Raw genomic sequence first — 17,714 nt, 5'->3', positions numbered from 1 at the left:
GACCATGGTGGCGCTACGACTTTTCCGCCATGCCGGACCGTCCTTTGCCGACCTCGTTCCCTATGCCGGCCTCGTTGATGAAGGCGTGCTGCTCCTGAAAGACGGCTCGCTGATGGCCGGCTGGTATTTTGCCGGTCCGGATTCGGAAAGCTCCACCGATGGGGAACGCAACGAGGTTGCTCGACAGATCAATCAGGTGCTGGCGCGCCTCGGCTCCGGATGGATGATCCAGGTCGAAGCGATCCGCGTTCCGACCGCCGACTATGCCGCGCCCGCGCGCTCGTATTTTCCCGATCGCGTCACAAGCGCGATCGACGAAGAACGCCGGCGGCATTTCGGAGCCGAGCGCGGCCATTTCGAGAGCCACCATGCAATCATCCTGACCTACAGGCCGGCCGAGCCTCGCCGCTCCGCTCTCACGCGCTACGTCTATTCCGAAACCGGTAGCCGAAAGCAGACGCATGCCGACATCGCACTTACAGCCTTCAAGGCGGCAACACGCGAGATCGAGCAATATCTGGCAAATACGCTATCGATCCGCAGGATGAAGACACGGGCGGCGGTCGGCGGCGCCAACACGGTGCGCTATGACGAACTCCTGCAGTTCGCCCGCTTCTGCATTTCAGGCGACAACCATCCGGTCCGGCTGCCAGACGTGCCCATGTATATCGACTGCATGGTGACAGCCGAAATGGAGCACGGCCTGACGCCGAAGATCGACAATCGTTTCGTCGCGGTCGTGGCCATCGACGGATTGCCGGCCGAAAGCTGGCCCGGCATCCTCAACAGCCTCGACCTGATGGCGCTTGCCTATCGCTGGTCGTCACGCTTCATCTTCCTCGATGCCGAGCAAGCGAGGGAGAGGCTGGAGCGCACCAGAAAGAAGTGGCAGCAGAAGGTGCGGCCGTTCCTCGACCAGCTCTTCCAGACACAAAGCCGCTCGATTGACCAGGACGCGCTGTCGATGGTGGCCGAAACGGAGGACGCAATTGCGCAGGCTGCTTCCGAGCTCGTCGCCTACGGTTACTACACGCCGGTCATCGTGCTGTTCGACGATCATGCCGAGAGCCTGGAGAAGAAGGCCGAAGGCGTTCGCCGGGTGATACAGGCCGAGGGTTTCGGCGCCCGGATCGAAACGCTCAACGCCACCGACGCCTTTCTCGGCAGTCTGCCTGGCAACTGGTACTGCAATGTTCGCGAGCCGTTGATCACGACACGCAATCTTTCCGACCTCGTACCGTTGAACTCGGTATGGACGGGCAGTCCGACCGCCCCCTGTCCCTTCTACGAGGCGGGCGCTCCGCCGCTGATGCAGGTCGCCTCCGGCTCGACACCCTTCCGCCTGAACCTGCATGCCGACGATGTCGGTCACACCTTGATCTTCGGGCCGACCGGTTCGGGAAAGTCGACGCTGCTCGCGTTGATCGCCGCCCAGTTTCTTCGCTACAGGGATGGCCAGCTCTTCGTCTTCGACAAGGGCTGTTCGATGCTGCCGCTCACCCTTGCCGCCGGCGGAGATCACTACGAGATCGGCGGGGAAGGGGAGGGGAGTGACCTGAGTTTCTGCCCGCTTGCGGAGCTGTCGAGTGAAGCCGATCGGGCCTGGGCAAGCGAGTGGATCGAAACGCTCGTCGGCCTCCAGGGCATTGCCGTCACACCGGATCACCGCAATGCGATTGCGCGGCAGATCGCGCTGATGGCCAATTCTTCCGGACGCTCGCTGTCGGACTTCGTCAGCGGCGTGCAGATGCGCGACCTGAAGGAAGCGCTGCGCCATTACACGGTCGATGGACCGATGGGCCAGCTCATCGACGCAGAAAGCGACGGCCTGATGCTTGGCCATTTCCAGACTTTCGAGATCGAGCAGCTGATGACCATGGGCGAGCGCACGCTGCTTCCTGTCCTCACCTACCTCTTCCGGCGCATCGAAAGGCGGCTTTCCGGCGTGCCGAGCCTGATCATCCTCGACGAAGCCTGGCTGATGCTCGGCCATCCGGTGTTTCGCGAAAAGATCCGGGAGTGGCTAAAAGTGCTCCGCAAGGTCAATTGCGCCGTCGTTCTTGCCACGCAATCGATCTCGGATGCCGAGCGATCGGGCATCATCGATGTTCTGAAGGAAAGCTGCCCGACGAAGATCTGCCTGCCGAACGGGTCTGCCCGCGACGTCGGGTCGCGCGAATTCTACGAGCGGATCGGCTTCAACGAGCGCCAGATCGAGATCGTCGCCACGGCAAGGCCAAAGCGGGACTACTACATCGTCTCTCCCGATGGCCGGCGCCTCTTCGACATGGCGCTCGGACCGCTCACCCTTTCTTTCGTAGGCGCCTCGGGCAAGGACGACCTCAAGCGTATCCGCGCGCTCCGCAACGAGCATGGAAACGACTGGCCATCTGTCTGGCTCAAGGGGAGGGGAGTGTCCCATGTCACGATCTAGACGCGGCTTTCTCGCAGTCTCACTCGCCACCCTCATGGCAGCAGCCAGGCCGGTTCCTGTTGTCGCAGGGGCTGCGACCGGCGCGGCAACCGAATTCACGCAGCTTGCCAACAATGGCGAGCTCATCAAGCTGCTCGAAAGTTCGGGCGTCCAGGTCGACAACCAGCTGACCCAGATCACGCAGCTTGCCGAGCAGATCCAGAACCAGCTGAAGATCTACGAGAACATGCTGCAGAACACCGCGCAGCTTCCCACACATATCTGGGGAGAGGTCGAAGGCGATCTCAATCGGCTGCGCTCAGTCGTGTCCGACGGCCAGAGCATCGCCTTTGCCATGGCCAATGCCGATGACCTTTTGCGGCAGCGGTTCAAGAGCTATGCCGATCTCAGGGCGAACCTGCCGGACGCAGAAAGCTTCTCTGCGACCTACCAGACCTGGTCGGACACCAATCGCGACACGATCGCGGCCACGCTCAGCGCGGCAAGCCTGACGGCCAAGCAATTCGACACCGAGGAGGCGACGATGGCATCGCTTCGATCGCTCTCCGATGGCGCCAATGGCCAGATGAAGGCGCTTCAGGTCGGTCACGAGATTGCCGCCCAGCAGGTTGCCCAGATGCAGAAGCTCCGCGGCCTCGTCTCCCAGCAGATGACGATGATGGGAACCTGGCTGCAGACCAATCAGACCGACAAGGACCTCGCGCAAGCCCGTCGCGAGCAGTTTTTCAGGGCCACCATCCCGCAGACAAGCGGCGGCAGGACCATGGAGCCGCAATGGTGAGGCATCTGCGAAGACAGAGAGCGGCGAGCGTCGCGCGCGATGTCGTTTGGGCAGCCCTTCTTCTTTTCGTCATGGTTGCGCCCGTCCATGCCCAGGAAGGATCCCTGATCACATCGCTACAGGACGAGATCAGCGGCGCGGCGCGCGGATGGGAGCAGACCGTATCGAATGCTTCGCGATCGCTCTTTTGGATCCTGGCATCGATCGAGATCGGGCTTGCTGCGATCTGGCTCGCTCTGCAGGCGCCGTCGCTGCAGGAATGGTTTGCCGAACTCGTCCGCCGCATCATGTTTGTCGGGTTCTTCGCCCTTGTTCTTGAGCGGGGACCAGCCTTTGCAAAAGCGGTCGTCGACAGCCTCTTTCAGATCGGGGCGTCGGGCGGAGATGCCTCGCCGGCCGATATCTTCAATGCCGGACTGGTGGTGGCGGGCAAGATGGCCGAAAAGATCCGCTTCGGCCTGTTCGAAGACAATGCGCTGGCGGTGTCGGCGGCCTTCGCAACGATCGTGGTCGTGATCGCTTTCTCGCTGGTGGCGGCGATCTTCGTGGCGATCATGGCCGAGATGTATATCGGCCTCCTTGCCGGCATGATCATGCTCGGGCTCGGTGGCTCATCCTTCACCAAGGATTTCGCGATCCGATATCTGGTCTACGCCTTCAGCGTCGGAATGAAGCTGATGGCGCTCGTCATGATCGCCCGCATCGGTTCGCAGGTCCTGATCGGCCTCGCCAACCGTCCTGAGATCGGCGACCAGTTTCAGACGGTGCTCGCGATCGCCGGAATTGCCGTCGTCGTCTTCGTCATTGCCATCTATGTACCAAACATCATTCAGGGCGTGATCCAAGGCGTGTCGGTCGGCAGCGGCATGGAGGTTATCCGGCACGGCAGCCAGGCCGCCTCCTTTGCGGCAGGGGCCGGCTTCCTGGCGGCCGGGAGCGCCTCGGCAGGCATGTCGGCGGCGAGATCGGCCCGGGCTGGCGGCGCATCCATGGCGGGCGCCGTCATGCGCGGCTTGGCGGAAGGTGTGAGCGCCGCGAGCATGGCGACCGCATCAGCCTTGAAGGACAAGGCGATCGAGGCGCCGGGCTCGCATGCCGGATCGCTGCTTGGACTTGCCAATGCCAAACTCGAACAGGGCCGGTCCGCGGCAGGCAAGGGATCGTCGACAGCGCCCCGACCCGGACAACGGACGTGAACGAGGAGTGGGGATCATGAAATCGAACGCTGCAGAAAACCCCTATCTCTCTGCCCGGCTGGAATGGAACGAACGCTATGGCTCCTATGTCAGGGCAGCGGCGGCCTGGCGTATTGTTGCAATCCTCGCCTTGATGATCGCGATCATCGGATTCGGCTACGCGCTCTTTCTCAGCACACAAGTCAAGCTCATCCCCTACATCGTCGAGGTCGACAGGCTGGGTACGCCGGTATCTGCAGGCTTTCCCGAACATATCGAATATGCCGACCCGCGCGTGGTGCGCGCGACGCTTGGCGGCTTCGTGACCAGCTTTCGCTCGGTAACACCCGATGCGGTGGTGCAAAAGCAGTATATCGATCGGACCTATGCGTTGCTGCGGACCTCTGACCCCTCGACGCAAAAGATCAACGCGTGGTTTCGCGGCAATTCCCCCTTCGAGAAGGCCAAGGCAGCGACGATCGCGGTCGAGGTGAACAACATCGTCGCGCTGTCAAGCCAGTCCTACCAGATCGACTGGACCGAGTTCGAGCGCGACCGGCGCGGCAAAGAGACCGGTACGCGCCGCTTCCGCGCGATCGCCACGGTGACGATCACCACGCCTCAGGACGAGGCGACGATCCGGCTCAACCCGATCGGTCTATATCTCAAGGACCTCGACTGGACGGCACAGCTATAGAACGAGGATAGGGCATGCATAACCGAACACACTTATCGGTCGCCTTCAGCTGCGCGATCGCGGCCACTACGCTCTGCGCTGCTCCCGTGGCAAAGGCCCAGGCGATGACGCCCAAAGAGGCGAAGGGTACGAACCTGTCTTCCAAGTGGCGCGATAGCTCGGGCCTCGTCACTAGGGGTTCCGATGGCAAAGTCGTCTTCCTTTTCGGCGAAACCCAGCCTTCCGTCATCTGTTCGCCGCTCCAGGTATGCGATATCGAACTTGAAGCCGGAGAGGTGGTTCGTGACGTGTTGGTCGGCGATACCGTCAGATGGAAGGTCGAGCCCGCGACCTCGGGAGCCGTGGGAGGACAGGCGATCCATCTGATCGTCAAGCCGGCCGAACCCGGCCTGGTGACATCCATGGTCGTCACCACGTCGCGACGCACCTATCATATCCAGCTGAAATCCCATCCCAGCCAATACATGGCGCGCGTCGGCTTCTCCTATCCCGAAGACGTTTCCGACAAGCTCGCAGATGTGAATGCGCGCCTGGAAGCGAAAGGAGTGCCAGGGACCGGTATTGCCGCCGACCAACTGAACTTTTCTTATTCCGTCAGCGGAAGTGCCGCCTGGAAACCGACGCGCGTCTATTCCGACGGCCAGAAGACCTACATCCAGTTCCCGCGCTCGCTTGCCGGACAGGATGCACCCGTCCTCTTCGTCGTTTCCGGCGGACAGAACCGCATCGTCAACTACCGCATGGCAAACAACATGATGGTGGTCGACTACAATATCGAGCGCGCGATACTCGTATCCGGGGTCGGCTGGCGAAAGCAGCAGGTTACGATCCGGCGGAGCAGTTGACATGCGCCGGTCCCTTCTTGCCGTGACTGGTTGCCTGGCTCTCTGCGGCTGCCAGACCGGGGATATGGATTCACAAATCCGGCCCGCACCGGTTTCGGCGGGCGCGGCGGCGGCGATCGCCGGCGACATGGCCAACCGCCTGTCCGAGCGTCTTCCCCGGGAAGCAAGCCCGATCAACCTGCCGGACGACCGGTCGGAATTCGGCCTGGCACTACAGGCGATGCTCAAGGGATCCGGCTATTCGGTCGTGAGCGTCCAGAAGACCGAGGCGAAGGCGACCATGCTTTCTTACGCCCTCGACGGATCGGACGGCGGCGTGCTCGCCAGCCTGTCGACGGATGGTTTGCGGCTTGCGCGGCTCTATGTCGTGACGGGCTCCGGTGCGAGACCGGCAAGCCCATTGTCGGTGATGACGTTCAAGTAGGAGGGCACAGATGGCACAGTCACTCCAGCTCGGCAACATGCATGGCGGTCAGGCGCAGGCGGTCCGGCGGCTCAACCGGCTGCCGGTGCTTGTTGCCATCGGTCTGATCCTCGTCTTCTTTGCGGTGGTCATTTTCGGGCTTTCCGCCAGGGGGTTCTACCCCACGCAACATGAGCGCGAGGATGGAGCGGGCGCCCCTGCATCGAACTACGCCGACCAGCTGAAGCGTGGTGTTCAAGACGGCATCATTGGCGAACCCGAGCCGGCCGAACTGTTCGACCCGCGACCTGCTATCGACAAGGCGCCGGCGCAAGTAAAGCCCGACAACCCGCCAGCCACACCGAACGCTGCCACCAAAGCCGCCCAACCCGGATCTGATGACGATTTCGAGGTACGACTGGCACGAGAAGGCCGCGAGCGCTATCTGCGCGAGCTCCAGCGCCGGAGGATGGCGCAGCTCCAGGCCGAGGAAGCAGCGCTCGATTCACCGCTTCAGGTCGACATCAGCCGGGCAGGGCCCTCCGAAGGTCAGGTCGACCCGTCGGAAAGACCGTCAGGCGGCCGGACCGCAACAACTCCCGCCAATGTCTATCAGGCTGCGCTGCAGGCCGGATTTGCCGGGCAGAACGCGGATCCGAACAAGCAGCTTTCGAAGGAAGACTTCTTCAATCAGGATATCAAGGAGCTTGGCTATCTGCCGAACAAGATCGTTCCGCAGTTGTCGCCTTTCGAGCTCAAACGCGGTTCCGTCATCCCTGCAACGTTGATATCAGGCATCAATTCGGACTTGCCGGGGCGTATCAGTGCCCAGGTCGGCCAGAACGTCTATGACAGCGCCACCGGCGACCGACTATTGATCCCACAGGGAGCAAAGCTGTTCGGAAGCTACAATTCGAAGGTCGCCTTCGGTCAGGCCCGGGTTCTGGTCGTCTGGACCGATATCATTTTTCCGAACGGATCGACCTTGCAGATCGGCGGCATGGCGGGCACGGATGCCGAGGGTTATGGCGGCTTTAACGACCGCGTCAACAATCACGCCATCAGGACATTCACCTCGGCGGCCCTCATCGCCCTAATCGGCACGGGCATCGACGCGTCCATTCCGGAAAGCTCGACACGGTCAACGCAGGATACGGCCTCCGACGCTGCAAGGCGCAATTTCGCCGAAAGCTTCGGACGCGTTGCCGAGCGGACGATCGACCGAAACCTGGATGTCCAGCCGACGCTGGAAATCCGGCCCGGATACAGGTTCAACGTCCTGGTTGATCAGGATATCGTCTTTCCCGGTAGCTACGACAGGTAAGGACGCGCCGCTCAAGGCGGCTGCATCACCGGCTAATAATTTCGCCCTTTGGTAGGCTTTGCCGCGATTTAGACCGTTCCATAAGTATTTAGAGTTGAATAAATCGCCTGTTGCTGTTCAAGTGAGACTGGAGCGGCGGAGGGGACGATGAACCAAGATCGGTTTTTTGATGACAGGCTGTGCGAATTGGCGGCAGCAGCAACGTATGAAGACATGACTGCAGTCGTCCATACGATGCGCGATCATTACGGCGTGCGCAACCTCACCTATCGAAAGCTTCGACAGGAGGGCGCCGGAAAGGTCTCCTCGCGGCTTGCGCTTTCGACTGTCGATCCAGAATGGTTCAGGCAATACGAGGCACGGGAATTTATTGAGATCGATCCGGTCGTCAATGCTGCCTGGCAATCACCATTGCCGCTCGACTGGGACGGGATCGACAGGAGATCAAGGAACGCCCGTTATTTCTTTTCGGAGGTGGATCGCTATGAACTCGGCGATCGCGGCCTAACGATACCGATTTCGCCGATCAACAAACCGCCCGGCTTGCTGACGATTTTGGCTCGCGGGCTCAGCGACGTCGAATGGAAAGCCCAGAAACGTCGTTGCGAGGCAGACCTGCTGCTGTTCGCCAACCACATTCACTTCCATGCCCTGCGGCTCGATGAGAGGCGGCCGGCCGATCCGCTTCTGACAGATCGCGGCCATGTCTGCCTCGAGATGGTGCTGAACGGGCACAAGCCGGCGCTGATCGGCAAGCTCCTCGGATTGTCGATTCATACCGTGCGCATGCATCTCCGCCACGCCCAGGAGCGCCTGCATTGCCAGTCGCTGCCTGAGGCCGTTGGCAAAGCAGTTGAGCTCGGCATCATCAAGAAGACCGCGCAGATCATGTCTTATGGGCTGCTGGTCCAGCTCGTCCGGGAAAACTCGTTCCTCGACGTAGCGTCGGCGCTGGCGGCCTGAGCCACCGCGGGCATGGCCGATGGCATGTTCGCGCATCCTAATAGAACAGACCGGAATAAATTTTCGCCTGGATGCCAACATGGGACGCATTCGGGTATAATTTGACAGAACGACGCCAATTTCCGGTCTTGAATTCCAATTTTTCTGCTGTGTAAATTTCCTAACGAGCCATTTTTCACGAACCGGATCAATGGCATAGGCATAGCTTTACACTACTCTGCATATATTGATTGAATTGCCAGTTCCCTCATAGGTTACGCCCGCAAAGTGCTCATCAAGCATGTTGGATGGAGGGTCTGATGCGCGCGAGCCGTTTGAATTCCCGCTCGGAGCTGACCTTCGCGGTCGTCGGAGCGTTCATGTTTTCATCGATCATCAATGCGTTGGCATTCACCGCGCCGCTTTTCATGATCGAGGTCTACGATCGTGTCATTCCAAGCCAGAGCCTGCCCACACTGATCGCACTGCTTATTCTAGCCGCCGGCCTCTATGCCTTTTCGGGTATCCTCGACGTTCTGCGCAGCCGCGTTCTGATGCGGCTCGGCGCCATGCTAGACCAGGCGCTTTCAAGGCGAGTCATTTCGGTCATCGCTGGCGCCTCGCTGCGAACCAAAGCCAATGGCGACGTCCTGAAACCAGCCCAGGATCTGGATCAGATCCGCGGCTTCCTGAGTGGCTCCGGACCGAGTGCCCTCTTCGACCTGCCGTGGATGCCGGTCTATCTTGCCGTATGTTTCTTCCTGCATCCGCTGATTGGCTGGCTGACCGCCGCGGCAATGGCTCTCCTCGTCGCTATGACGATCGCCACCGATGCCCTGACGCGCGCGCGCACCCGGGAGGCGGCCGATGCCATGGCGGTTCGCAATCGCTTCGGCGAGGCGAGCCATCGCAATGCCGAGGCAATAGCAGCCATGGGCATGTTGGAATCTGTCAGGACACGGTTTGCGGCGATGCACAGCGCGGCCACGCTTCTTCAGCGCAGAACCGGCGACGTTGCCGGCCTGTTCACGGGCTTGTCGAAAGCAATCCGGCAGGCCGTTCAGTCGGGATCGCTCGCGCTCGGCGCCTATCTCGTGATTGAGGGAGACCTGACCGGCGGCATGATCATCGCGTCGTCGGTGATCGTGACCCGCGCTCTTCAGCCCGTCGAGCAGGTGATCGCCAATTGGCGCAACATGGTCGGAGCACGCCAGGCCTGGCAACGGCTGCAGGACATGTTCGCATTCTTCCCGGAGATGGCTGACCGCACGGCGCTACCGGCGCCGACAAGATCGCTCGTGGTGGACGCCGCATTTGTGGCTCCTCCGGGCGAGCGCCAGCGAATGACGGTTCAAAACGTGTCATTTCAGGCCCGCGCCGGGACGGTGGTCGGCGTGATCGGGCCGAGTGCTTCGGGAAAATCGTCGCTTGTGCGCGCCATCACTGCTGTCTGGCCGCTTGCAAAAGGCAAGGTGGCCCTCGACGGTGCTGCTCTCGACCAGTGGACGAGTCGCGAACGCGGCCGACATATCGGCTATATGCCGCAGACGTCGGATCTGTTTCCCGGCACGATTGCCGACAATATCGCCAGGCTGGTGCCTGATGCCGACGACGTTGCGGTCATATCCGCTGCCCGGGCCGCCGGCGTCCACGACATGATCGTCGCGCTGCCGGATGGTTATGAAACGCAGGTGGGCGAGGGCGGACGCAACCTTTCTGCAGGTCAACGTCAACGCGTCGCGCTGGCACGCGCGCTCTATGGAGACCCGTTCCTCGTCGTGCTCGACGAACCGAATTCGAACCTCGATGGTGAAGGCGAGAGAGCGCTCGCCGAAGCAATCGCAGCCATCAGGGCGCGTGGCGGCATCGTCGTCGTCGTCGCTCATCGAAACAGCGTGCTGTCACAGATCGATTTCCTGCTGGTCATGGAAAATGGAGCTGCGAAGATCTTCGGGCCGCGTGACCAAGTATTGAAAAGCCTTCAGGAGCAGAGGCCGCGCGCGCCGCGCGCCGCTTCGCTTGCCAATCTGACGGTCATTGAAGGGGAGGCGGCGCAATGACGATGGATGGGCATCTCTCGTTGTCGCGGTCGCTGCGTCGCAATCTCGTTGCAGGAATAGCCACTGTCGCCCTGCTGTTCGGTGGCGTCGGCGGATGGGCCGCCACGACGGACCTATCGAGCGCGGTGATCGCTGTCGGCACGCTAGTGGTCGATGGCAATGTCAAGAAGGTGCAGCATCCGTCCGGAGGCATCGTTGCCGAATTGCGGATGAAGGAGGGGCAACTGGTTGACGCCGGCGAAATCCTCATTCGCCTCGATGACACCGTCATCCGCGCCAATCTCGATGCGGTTTCCAAGAGCCTCAACAACCTCCACGCCCGGCAGGCGCGCCTGGAAGCGGAGCGCGACGGAATTGCCACGGTCATGATCCCGGCCATTCTCCTCGAGCGTCTTGCTCCTGAGGTCGCGGAAGCGACCATGACGAGCGAGCGAAGGCTGTTTGATGATCGTCGCGTCTCGCGTGAGGGCCAGAAGGCACGGCTTGGGGAACAGGGCCGGCAAATGGAAGAGCAGATCAAGGGGCTCGACGTTCAGCAAGCGGCAAAAGCACGCGAGATCGAGCTGATCGGCAAGGAACTCGAGGGCCAGCGCCGGCTGTTTGCGCAAGGCCTCACCAGCTTGAACCGGGTCAACAGCCTTGATCGCGACGCAACACGGCTTGAGGGCGAACGTGGTGCTCTTGTTGCCTCGATTGCCGCCACGAGGGGCCGGATTTCGGAGATCGAACTCCAGTTGTTACAGATCGATCAGACGATGCGCGCTGATGTGGCGACGGAACTGCGTGATGTCGACAACCAGAAGGCCGAGCTTGTGGAGCAGGAGGTGACGGCTCTCGAACAGCTCAAGCATATCGACATCAGGGCGCCGATCGCAGGCGCCATTCATGCGCTGTCGATCCACACGATTGGCGGCGTCATAACACCCGCCGAGATATTGATGGAGATCGTTCCGCAGGAAAGCCCGTTGACTGTCGAGGCCAGGGTTGCGCCGCAAGACGTCGACCAGCTTGCGATCGGCCAGGCAGCGACACTGCGACTGACAGCCTTCAATCGCAATACCACGCCGGAGCTGAGGGGAACGCTCATTCGCATTTCGGCCGATCTCGAAACGGACGAACATACGAGATCGAGCTTCTATCGCGCAGGCGTGGCAATACCCGATGACGAACGCCAGCGCCTGGATGATCTGTCCCTCGTGCCCGGAATGCCGGTTGAGGCCTTTGTGCGCACCGGCGATCGCAGCGTGCTTTCCTATTTCACCAAACCCATCCGCGATCACGCGGCCCGGGTTTTTCGGGAGGAATAGCTCACGAACCATGATGGGCGCGGCCCATCCCAAGAATGTCGAAGCGTCATATCCCGGTATGAGGCCAGGGAGATTGCGTCGGCAGCAACGGCAGCGCGTCTGCCAATCGAAGAGGAGAAGGACATGCCAAGTCGTACCTATGACAACAACGTCAATATTGTTGACCTGCGCGGCGAAACCTCGACGCCACCCGCAGGCTGGCCCGATCATCAGGCATGGTGGTCGATCTACACCCTTGGCGGCGACGACACCGTCTATGGAAGCGCCTATAACGACTGGGTCGAAGGCGGCGAGGGCAACGACACCCTATATGGCTTCAACGGCAACGACCTGCTCGACGGCGGCAACGGAACCGATACGCTGATCGCCGGAAACGGCGACGACTCTCTTTATGGCGGTGCGGGCAACGACCAGCTTTACGGCGATGCCGGAAATGACTGGCTGACCGGCGATGCCGGCAATGACACAATGGCGGGCGGCACGGGCGACGATACGTTCGTCGGAGGTGACGGAGCCGACACGATGTTCGGTGAAGCTGGCAACGACGTCTTCTTCGGCGATGCAGGTGCCGACATCATGGATGGCGGCGTCGGCAACGATCGCCTTTGGGGTGGTGCGGGCAACGATCAGTATCAATTCACCGGTGCTGGCATCGACGTCATCAACGACGGCGTCACCGACACGGGCGCGCCGCGCACGGATACCGTCTTCGACACGCAGGATCGCCTAATCGTCTCCTATGCGGCAGCCGAAGTCCAGTTCTTCGTCTCGGGCGGCGACGATCTGTTGATCACCTCGCTCAACGACACGGCCGACGGTGTCATCGACAATGCCGTGATCATCGAGGATTACTTCCAGGGCGGTCACTATGTGATCGATATCCTTCAGACCAATGACGGCGCCTTCAACCTGCCTGCGCTCATTCCGCCGATGGTTGCCTAATTGAAGAAGTCTAATGAAAACGCCGCTGCCGGCGTTTTCGATCGGGGCGAGGCTTTTAAACTGCTCTCGCCCCGATTGGCGGTCCCATCACTGTTGTGACAGGAATGCTTCTCTCTGCTGCTTCAAGATCTCGAGATTGCCGGTCTGTTTCTGAAGTTGGGCATAGAGCGGATCGCTCATCATCGCCTCGTAGTCGATCGTCGGCTGCTGGACGACGATCTTCGGGAGTGCTGCATATTGAGGCTGAGTCAGCGCCGTCGCTGATTTCGAGATCCTGCCGCCGAACATGTCGGCGATCTGGTCGGCCCGGTCCTGAGCGAGGTCGGGTCCGTTCGTCCCATTGATGCTGCCCTTCAGGATGTCCTTGAGTTTCGATCCCAGAGCATTGTCGTCGGTCTGTACAGAGCCGTCATTGAAAATCGTCGCCACGACCCGTCCGTCGACGGTGACCGTTGCATACGGCTTGTTGCCGGGATAGTCCGACAGATCCGGAGGCTCCGGAAACTGCGTGTGCTGCATTTCCAGATACTTTCTGTTGGCCTCGATTCTTGCCGCTTCTCCTTCGATAAAGGACTGATATTCGTCCTCCGGCAGCTCGGAGATGTTCATCGGCTTGAGGTCAACGGCGAGATTGGTCGCATCGATCACCCGGCCCATGAATTTGAAGGTTGCTGAAGAGGGCCTCGAATCGACCCTCGTGTCAGAGCCTGTCCTCGCTTTGGCCTCCTGGTCCCCTGGAAGGGAATAGGCTTGCTCGGACTTCGTCGAATTCGTCTTGTCGTAGCCGGCATAGCGAGTGCCGTAATATGATGCTGGTGCAATGGTTGTCATCAAATTCTCCCCGCATTGGCGCTAAAATGCTGGGTTGTGATAAACTTTGACGCTTGCGTGTAACTTGTGGAAACGGTATTCCGTTCTACTTCTCGGCGTAATTCGGGCTTTCTAAACCAGCCCAAGGCGTGTCGCCAGATAGACAGCATTCATCGTATTATAGGCACCGAGCTTCCGCTTCGCGGCATCGAGATAGTAGCGAACGGTATTTTTCTTGATTCCGAGGATATCGGCCGTCAGCGACATCGATTTACCAAGAGCGGCCCAGTTCAGACATTCCTTTTCCCGAACGCTCAGGCTGACCTGGGGTTTTTTCATAGTCGAAGGATCGCTGATTTTTAACGTTGCATGCACCAACGCTGTCGCGGTCGTCGCCCGGATGTCATCAATCATCCCGTCAACCTTGAAATCGGGCAGATGCGACGCGAGGGTCAAGACCGCTATCCGACCAAATTCGATGCGGATTGGCATGGAGAGGCCGGAGACGATGCCGAATTGACGAGCATGCTCATAAAATCTTCGTTCTTCGGGCGAGGCTGTCCACCGCAGGGGGCTTGCTGACCAATAGAAAGGCTTCAGGAGACGCTTGGCGGCAGTGATGACAGGGTCGACCTTCTGATAGTCGTTCGCGAAATAGATCTCCTGCCACTCCTGCGGATAGTTGGTGAAAGCTTCGGTGTCCCCGGAACGCACGTTCATGTAGGCGAAGCGTTCGAAGCCGCATTGCTGGGCAAACGTCAAAAGCGCAGTGCGTGCCGAGCGTTCATCGTTTGACAGACTTAAAACATCAATCAGATCATCCAATCTCTTCTTCAAGACACATCGCTCCCGCTGGCCGGCCGCACGACGTTCAAAACCAGCCGTCGACCGAGGCAATAATCGCAACTGACATATCCCTATTAGCCGGATTAAACACTCATGAGACGAGAATTGGAATCCGTACTTATTCAGGGTTGACGCGCGCGACGAGGACGTAGCCACCAAGACGCACGGTCTGGATGAGCTCACCGCCATTCCCGGCTTCGGTGAGCTTGCGGCGGAGCCTGCAGATATGAACATCGACACTGCGCTCGAGTGGTCTGCCGAGACCGATATGCGTCGCATCCAACAGGAACCGTCGCGACAGGACAGTTCCGGGCTGGCGACAGAACGCAATCAGGAGCTCGAACTCGGCTGCGAGCAGCGAAACGTTTGAACCGTCGGGTGCTGAAAGCAGGCGTCGGTGCGGATCGATACGCCAGCCGTCGAACTGCAGCACGCGCCAGCGTTCTTGCTCGTCCAGTTCGGATCTGCGCAGCAGGGCGCGCACATGCACCATCAACTGGCGCATCTCGGTGCCAATAGGCAAACAGTAATCGGCGCCGGCCTCGACCCCATCGAGCTGCCTGTCAGCCGGAAGCAACAGGATGATAGACATCGCACTTGCGCTGCGGATCGCCCGACAGAGATCGAGACCCAGATTTTCGACGAGGGTCGAGATGATCAGAATGCGGAAGCCATCGTGTGCCGAGACCTGCGTCGCCTGGGCGGGCGGGACCACTGTGCTTGCAATTTTGTCGGCGCCAAGAGCGGCGGCGATCCGCCCGACGGAGGCGAAGTCGTCGGTCGCAATCAGAATGGCGCCCGCCTGTCGCTTTTTTTCCATCGGGCGAGGAGAGCATAGAACCCAGCCGCTTCAAGTCGCAGATCTGAGGGGACGCTTTGGTCGAACAGGGAGGCGAAATCGCGGCCCCGGACGGGAAACAATAATTAATATCATAGCGTTTGCCGTTAGTGGACGTTCGTGGCATCGTTGCATCCATAAGTTGCTGAATTCGAGGGAAGTTCTATTTCTCGCGGTTCTGTTGTGAAACCCAGTGTCGTCATAAGCTCGCTCGACGCCGACTTCAGCCTGTCGGTCCGCCATATTCTCGAAGTGGAGGGTTTTGCCACCGACCTTGCGATGGGACCGGTCGAAACCATCGTGGCCGTGAAGGAAAAACACAATGTCGGGCTCATCGTCGACGGCGGGAACGAGTTCGCGGTCGGTCTCTGCAAGGTGCTAAAGGCGGATGCGGCGACCGACCATGTTCGCATCGTGACGCTTGTCCCGGCCGGGGCTGCACATCGCTTCGAAGCGTTCCTGGAGGTCGGCGTCGAAGAGGCGTTCATGCGCCCGGTCGAGCCCGATCGGTATCTGCGCGCCCTTAAACGACTGCTTGGTGCCGACGAGGAGCAGCCGATAGAGCGCGTGGAGCCACAGACGATCAGCCATGGAGGAGTGATTGTCGACGCTCGTGCCCACCGCATCACCTATGAAGGTCGCGACATCCATCTTGGACCGATCGAGTTCGCCCTGTTGCGTCAGATGATCAGTGAGCCAACCCGCGCCTTCCGGCGCGAAGAACTGGCATCAAGAGCCTGGCCGGAGGGCGTCTTTGTCGACCCGCGAACGGTCAACGTCCACATCGGCCGGCTCCGCAAGGCGCTCTCGCCGATCATGAAGGTCGACATCATCCGCACCGTGCGCGGCATCGGTTATGGATTGGATGTCAAAGGATCCTGAGAGGAAGGGGAAACGGATGAGCCCGCATTGCCCGATTGCGATCGTAAATGGCGAGCTGATCACGGGTGACGGCGTGACAGTACTGAAGAGAGCGAGCGTGCTCGTGTCCGGCCAAACGATCGAAGCCATTACTCAGTCGGATGACCTAATGGTTGCGCCAGACTATGCCGTAATCGATGCTGCTGGCTGCACGGTCCTGCCCGGCATGATCAATGCTCACGCGCATGGCTGTGTCCACGGGCCGTCGATGCCGAGCGGATCTCCGCCATTTGGCGAAGAAGATGTGCTCTATCAGCGTAACCGCCATCTCCTGTCCGGCACGACCACCGTCTTGAATGTCTGCGGGCTTGCCCTGACCGACGAAATCGACGCCGGGCGAGACGCGTCCCATCCGCTCGACATCCACATCAGCACCGGCCACACGCCGTCGAGCCTCGCTGCGGCGGTGGCCGCTGACGGGAGCGGTCTTTCCGGACGCCACCTGACGGCGACCATCGACGACATGCTCGCAAATGGCGCCAAGGCGCTTGGCGAGGCCGGCGGCGGCCAGACGCTCGGCGGCGGGGCACAGGACTATCGATTTCTTCCAGCCGCGATCGAGAAGACTTCGGGAGTCGTTGTCCACCCAAGATTGGCACGCGAACTCAAGGACGTTGTTCTCGGCCATAGGCTCGAGCGAAAAGATGGCGGAGACCGTGAGGCGCTCCGACGGATCATCGAGGAAAGCGTGCTCGACGGCCACTTCTCTGCAGAGACCCTTGCGACTTTGATCCACGATACGGTGATGCCATCTGTTGCGCTTGCGCGCCGCGGTCTTGCCGAAATCGCCGCGGAGGCCGCGCGCACGGGCATGCCTGCGATCTTTCACAATGCGGCGCCGACGGGCGAACAGCTGATCGACCTCGCTAGGATCCATCCCAAGGCACGCATCGTCGCAGGTCACAGCAATCATCCTTCCTTCACGACAAGCCAAGCACTGGAAACGGCGCGCGCGCTCCGCAATCTCGGCGCCTTCGTCGATGTGTCGACGCTCGATTGCATTTCCACGCGATGGCGCAACGGCCCGGACAATCTCGATGCCCTGATCGAAGCCGGTCTCGCCGACACGCTTTCTACCGACTATGCCGGCGGCGACTGGGACGGCATATTGGAGGCCATTCATCGCCTGGTTCAAAAAAGGCTCATCGCGCCCGCAGCGGCGATCGCATTGGCGACCGGCAATGTTGCGCGCATTCTGCCCGAACTGGCGGGCGACCGCGGCTTGATCGCCACGGGAAAACGCGCCGATATCGTCATCAGCGAGGCCCATAATCATGGCCGTGTCCGTCACGTTCTCGTCGCCGGCCGGATCGTCGTCTTCAATGGAAGCCTCGTCGGTCGATCGGCGGATCGGTTTCTGATGTCCTTTCCGCTCGCCTGAAGCAGATC

The 17,714-nt window shown here is 60.5% G+C and carries 16 protein-coding genes; 13 read left to right on the top strand and 3 right to left on the bottom strand.

All coding sequences use genetic code 11. The annotated features are described in order from the left end of the window. The first annotated feature begins 4 nt into the window (after positions 1 to 4). The 11 genes from ACR9ZQ_RS03685 to ACR9ZQ_RS03635 all read left to right on the top strand — a co-directional run bounded on the left by ACR9ZQ_RS03685 (position 5) and on the right by ACR9ZQ_RS03635 (position 12,910). Positions 5 to 2,434: a conjugal transfer protein TrbE gene (locus tag ACR9ZQ_RS03685; RefSeq protein WP_481427275.1), complete on the top strand. Its 2,430-nt coding sequence runs from the start codon at positions 5 to 7 to the stop codon at positions 2,432 to 2,434. Positions 2,435 to 2,468: 34 nt separating this feature from the next. Then, complete coding sequence (gene trbJ / locus ACR9ZQ_RS03680; protein WP_310388905.1) at positions 2,469 to 3,215, top strand: P-type conjugative transfer protein TrbJ; 747 nt, start codon at positions 2,469 to 2,471, stop codon at positions 3,213 to 3,215. Continuing rightward, positions 3,209 to 4,411: a P-type conjugative transfer protein TrbL gene (trbL, locus tag ACR9ZQ_RS03675; RefSeq protein ID WP_481426876.1), complete on the top strand. Its 1,203-nt coding sequence runs from the start codon at positions 3,209 to 3,211 to the stop codon at positions 4,409 to 4,411. The genes trbJ and trbL overlap by 7 nt, the downstream gene beginning before the upstream one ends. Positions 4,412 to 4,427: 16 nt before the next feature. Beyond that, complete coding sequence (locus tag ACR9ZQ_RS03670) at positions 4,428 to 5,087, top strand: conjugal transfer protein TrbF (RefSeq protein WP_310388809.1); 660 nt, start codon at positions 4,428 to 4,430, stop codon at positions 5,085 to 5,087. A 14-nt stretch (positions 5,088 to 5,101) separates the two neighbouring features. Continuing rightward, on the top strand, positions 5,102 to 5,932 hold the full coding sequence (trbG, locus tag ACR9ZQ_RS03665; protein WP_310388811.1) for a P-type conjugative transfer protein TrbG: 831 nt from the start codon (positions 5,102 to 5,104) through the stop codon (positions 5,930 to 5,932). A gap of 1 nt (position 5,933) precedes the next feature. Continuing rightward, the gene (locus ACR9ZQ_RS03660; RefSeq protein WP_310388812.1) at positions 5,934 to 6,356 is read left to right on the top strand and encodes a conjugal transfer protein TrbH; all 423 of its coding nucleotides are present in this window, start codon (positions 5,934 to 5,936) and stop codon (positions 6,354 to 6,356) included. Between the two features lie 10 nt (positions 6,357 to 6,366). Next, positions 6,367 to 7,659, top strand: coding sequence for an IncP-type conjugal transfer protein TrbI (gene trbI, locus ACR9ZQ_RS03655; RefSeq protein ID WP_481426875.1), 1,293 nt, complete (start codon positions 6,367 to 6,369; stop codon positions 7,657 to 7,659). Positions 7,660 to 7,806: 147 nt separating this feature from the next. Continuing rightward, entirely contained in the window at positions 7,807 to 8,622 is an 816-nt protein-coding gene (locus tag ACR9ZQ_RS03650) for a helix-turn-helix transcriptional regulator (protein WP_481426874.1), read from the top strand. A 299-nt stretch (positions 8,623 to 8,921) separates the two neighbouring features. Beyond that, entirely contained in the window at positions 8,922 to 10,661 is a 1,740-nt protein-coding gene (locus tag ACR9ZQ_RS03645; RefSeq protein ID WP_481426873.1) for a type I secretion system permease/ATPase, read from the top strand. Then, positions 10,658 to 11,968: an HlyD family type I secretion periplasmic adaptor subunit gene (locus ACR9ZQ_RS03640; RefSeq protein WP_481426872.1), complete on the top strand. Its 1,311-nt coding sequence runs from the start codon at positions 10,658 to 10,660 to the stop codon at positions 11,966 to 11,968. The genes ACR9ZQ_RS03645 and ACR9ZQ_RS03640 overlap by 4 nt, the downstream gene beginning before the upstream one ends. 123 nt (positions 11,969 to 12,091) lie before the next feature. Next, positions 12,092 to 12,910, top strand: coding sequence for a calcium-binding protein (locus ACR9ZQ_RS03635; protein WP_310384346.1), 819 nt, complete (start codon positions 12,092 to 12,094; stop codon positions 12,908 to 12,910). A gap of 87 nt (positions 12,911 to 12,997) precedes the next feature. Here ACR9ZQ_RS03635 and ACR9ZQ_RS03630 read toward each other — a convergent pair whose 3' ends face one another. The 3 genes from ACR9ZQ_RS03630 to ACR9ZQ_RS03620 form a co-directional block, all read right to left on the bottom strand. Further along, a complete protein-coding gene (locus tag ACR9ZQ_RS03630) occupies positions 12,998 to 13,741 on the bottom strand; it encodes a hypothetical protein (protein WP_481426871.1) in 744 nt (247 codons plus the stop codon). Positions 13,742 to 13,852: 111 nt separating this feature from the next. Continuing rightward, entirely contained in the window at positions 13,853 to 14,557 is a 705-nt protein-coding gene (locus ACR9ZQ_RS03625) for an autoinducer binding domain-containing protein (RefSeq protein WP_481426870.1), read from the bottom strand. Positions 14,558 to 14,684: 127 nt separating this feature from the next. Continuing rightward, on the bottom strand, positions 14,685 to 15,386 hold the full coding sequence (locus tag ACR9ZQ_RS03620) for a response regulator transcription factor (RefSeq protein WP_310384353.1): 702 nt from the start codon (positions 15,384 to 15,386) through the stop codon (positions 14,685 to 14,687). Between the two features lie 201 nt (positions 15,387 to 15,587). Here ACR9ZQ_RS03620 and ACR9ZQ_RS03615 point away from each other — a divergent pair, with 201 nt between their 5' ends. Further along, positions 15,588 to 16,286, top strand: coding sequence for a winged helix-turn-helix transcriptional regulator (locus ACR9ZQ_RS03615; RefSeq protein WP_481426869.1), 699 nt, complete (start codon positions 15,588 to 15,590; stop codon positions 16,284 to 16,286). A gap of 16 nt (positions 16,287 to 16,302) precedes the next feature. Then, positions 16,303 to 17,706 carry an amidohydrolase family protein gene (locus ACR9ZQ_RS03610; RefSeq protein ID WP_481426868.1) on the top strand — a complete coding sequence of 468 codons (1,404 nt, stop codon included), beginning with the start codon at positions 16,303 to 16,305 and terminating at the stop codon, positions 17,704 to 17,706. The last annotated feature ends 8 nt before the right edge of the window (positions 17,707 to 17,714 follow it).

Source organism: Rhizobium sp. KNZ14-9A (assembly GCF_056755015.1).
This window is presented reverse-complemented; position numbering and strand designations above follow the sequence as displayed.